The sequence below is a fragment of the Caulobacter sp. P1_B12_2 genome (genome assembly GCF_056406675.1).
The window spans coordinates 1-3609 of sequence record NZ_JBFTZS010000453.1; the positions used below are offsets into that span (position 1 = coordinate 1).

At 66.8% G+C, this 3609-nt stretch carries 3 protein-coding genes; 1 reads left to right on the forward strand and 2 read right to left on the reverse strand.

Annotated features, from left to right (window positions below):
* Positions 1–732 (reverse strand): family 43 glycosylhydrolase (locus tag AC1DZ6_RS21285; RefSeq protein ID WP_477099127.1); only part of this gene is annotated, 732 nt, incomplete at its 3' end.
* 220 nt (positions 733–952) lie between these two features.
* Entirely contained in the window at positions 953–2395 is a 1443-nt protein-coding gene (locus AC1DZ6_RS21290; protein ID WP_477099128.1) for a sugar porter family MFS transporter, read from the reverse strand.
* A gap of 317 nt (positions 2396–2712) precedes the next feature.
* Between AC1DZ6_RS21290 and AC1DZ6_RS21295 the strand changes: the two genes are divergently transcribed.
* On the forward strand, positions 2713–3609 hold an 897-nt coding region (locus AC1DZ6_RS21295; protein WP_477099129.1), incomplete at its 3' end, for a TonB-dependent receptor plug domain-containing protein.

The window sequence follows — 3609 nt, forward strand, 5'->3', positions numbered from 1 at the left end:
GTAGTAGTACTCGCCGCGCTTCATCACCTTGGGGCCTTCGGGCGAGAAGCCCTCGACGTCCCAGTCGTCCGGATAGCGCCACGGATTGTAGACGTGCTCGGGCTGGCCAACCGTCGACAGGCCGTCGGGCGCCAGTTGGATGCGGTCTCCGCCCGACAGGAACAGCCAGCGCACGCCCTTCTCGTCGACCACGTGGCCGGGGTCGATGTAGCGGGGCAGCTTCAGGTCGACCGGCTCGCTCCACGGGCCCTCGATCTTGTCGGCCCAGATCACGTAGCTGGTGTTGTTGTCGGGGAACTTGGCCGGCAGGTAGATGTAGTAGCGGCCCTTGTGCTTGCAGAGCTCGGGCGCCCAGATCGAGCCGACGTTCTTCTTCAGGGTCGGGCCCACCGGCGCCCAGTTCACCAGGTCCTTGCTGTGCCAGATCAGCAGGCCCGGATAGGCGTCGAACGACGAGTGGGTCATGTAGTAGTCGTCGCCGTCCTTCAGGATCGACGGGTCGGGATGGTCGCCGGCCAGGATGGGGTTGAGGAAGGTCCCGTCGCCGAGGTCGGCCTTGCGCTGGCCCTCGATCCCCTTAGCCCAGGTCGGCCCGGCGTCGGCGGCCGGCGCGCTGGGCAGGGCGCCCATCTGGGCGGCCCCAGCGGCTTGGGCGGAGGCGGCGGGAACGGCGGCCACGGCGGCTCCGGTCAGCAGGGAGCCCAGGGCTCCGCGACGGTTGATATCCACCATGAAAAACTCCTCCCGACCCACGTGTCGCACGCTTGTTGTCGGCCACTTAGCGGTAAGGCGACAGTCTTGTCCACCGGTGTCATTTTCAGTTTCGGCGGCCTGAAACCGGGCTGAAACTCGCGCCGATAGCGACGTCCGGCAACGGGAAAACCGCACAAGAAAACGCCCGGGAGGCGGAACCTCCCGGGCGTGATCTTGGTCGGCCTGGTGCGAGGAAGGCTTAGCCCACCATCGCCTCCAGTTCCTTGCCGCGCGTTTCGTGGATCAGCTTCTGCACGAGGAAGAACGAGACCACGGCGCTCAGCGCGTAGAAGCCGTAGGTCATCGGCAGGCTCGCGGCGGCCATCGACGGGAAGCTGACCGAGATGGCGAAGTTGGCGATCCACTGGGCGAAGCCGCAGATGGCCAGGGCCGAACCGCGCATCTGGTTGGGGAACATCTCGCCCAGCATGACCCACATCACCGGGCCCCAGCTGAGGTTGAAGAACACCACATAGGCGTTGGCCGCGACCAGGGCGATCAGGCCCGTGTTGCCCGCCAGGTGCAGCGCGCCGTTCACGGTGGTGGCGGTCGAGAAGCACCAGGTCAGCGTGCCCAGGGTGACGGCCATGCCGACCGAGCCGATCAGCAGCAGCGGCTTGCGGCCGATCTTGTCGATCAGGCCGATGGCCAGCAGGCAGGCCAGGATCGACAGGGCGCCCGACAGGATGTTGATCTTCAGGCTGTCGTCCTCGGTGAAGCCCACCGACTGCCACAGCACCGAGCCGTAGTAGAAGACGATGTTGATGCCGACCAGTTGCTGGAACACGGCCAGGATCAGGCCGGCCCACAGGATCGGACGCACCTTCCAGGAGCCCGTGACGTGGTCGAGCACGTCGGAGAGCTTGGGCTGGTGGTCGGCCGACAGCGAGGCGCGGATTTCGGCGACCTTGCCGGCGCCCTGGCCGGCGCCGAACAGGCGCGACAGGATCTTCTCGGCCTCGGCGTCCTTGCCCTTGGCCACCAGGTAGCGCGGGCTTTCCGGGATCGACAGCAGGGCGAGGAAGAAGACGGCGGCGGGGATGGTCTGCATCCAGAACATCCAGCGCCAGGCGGGCAGGCCCAGCCAGAACGGCGCGGTCGAGCTGCCGGCGGTGTGGGCCAGGACGTAGTTGGCCACGAACGCGCCGGTCAGGCCGGTGATGATCATGATCTGCTGCACCGAGGAGAGGCGGCCGCGGATGTTGGCGGGCGTCACTTCCGAGATGTAGACCGGGCACAGGACGCTGGCCGCGCCAACGCCCAGGCCGCCGATCAGGCGGAACAGGATGAACACCCAGGAGGTGTGGGCCGCGCCCGAGCCGACGGCGCTGACCAGGAACAGCAGGGCGGCGATGATCATCACCGTACGACGGCCCCACACGTCGGCCAGGCGGCCCGCGGCGAAAGCGCCAAAAGCGCAGCCGAGCAGGATGGCGCCGACGTTCAGGCCGGTGCCCAGCTTGCTGAGGCTGAAGGCCTTCTCCAGGCCTTCCTGCGTGCCGTTGATGACGCCGCTGTCGTAGCCGAACATGAAGCCGCCGATGGTGGCGACGGCCACGATGGCGGCGATGAAGGCGATGTTGACCTTGGCGCCGTCGGCGCTCATCCCCGGACTCGGTCCGGCGTTAGCTACAGATGCCACTGTATCTTCCCCATGAGGCCCGAAGGCCGCGTTTGATCCCTAACGAGCCCCTCAAGCGAGGCCTTGGTTGGCGTGACCTTAGTGTTACCGGTATCAGCACGCAAGCGGCGGTTCGGAGCCTCCGCCCGCCGCCCCGATCGGCCCACGCCAGGGGATAGTGTCAACGCTGTCATCGGCCTGCAACCGTCGTGCGCGCGCTCTTGGCGAAAACATTGCCGAAAAGACATTTGCTTCGATCCGCGAGTTGGCCTCTTTCGCGCCTCTAAGTCGTGGGCAAGCTAGACCTTGCCGCACAAGTATCCGTCGGGGGACGTTCCTTGCGTTTTAAAGTTTTGCTGCTCGCCGCCACGGCGGTTCTTTCGCCGAACGTGGTCCTCGCCCAGGCCGCGCCGACACCGGCTCCGGCGACGCGGCCCGCCCCCACGCAGGCCAAGCCGGCCGACGCCCCGACGGCCGTCGAGGGCGTGACGGTGACCAGCGACTCCACGGCCATGCGCACCTCGATCGACCGCCGCAGCTACAGCGTGGCCAATGACCTGTCGGCCAAGACCGGCTCGATCAGCGACGCGCTGCGCAACATCCCCTCGGTCGAGGTCGACGTGCAGGGCAATGTCAGCCTGCGCGGCGATCCCAACGTCACGATCATGATCGACGGCAAGCCTTCCAGCATGTTCAACGGCGACGGCAAGGCCGACGCCCTGCAGCAGATGCCGGCCGACCAGATCGACCGCGTCGAGGTGATGACCAACCCCTCGGCCGCCTATCGTCCCGACGGCACGGCCGGGATCATCAACCTGATCACCAAGAAGACCCACAAGCCCGGCGCGACGGGCTCGTTCAAGCTGAACGTCAGCCCGAACAACCGCTACAACACCGGCCTCTCGGGCAACCTGGTCAAGGGCAAGCTGACGCTGTCGGGCGAGGCCGGCTATCGCTACGACCGTCAGAAGTTCTCGTCGATCGACGAGCGCGAGACCACGCCCCTGGTCATCGCGCCGACCCACAGCCTGCAGGACGGGGCGTTCGTGAACGACGGCAGCTCGGTGAACCTGCGCGGCGGCCTCGACTACAACCTGACCCCCAAGGACCGGCTCAGCGGCGAGGTCCGCTTTCGCGGCATGGACTACGACGCCGACGGTGTGGAGAGCTTCACCGCCCTGATCGCTTCGTCCACCGTGCCGGTCTATACGCGCTCGTCGAGCGCCGGCATGAAG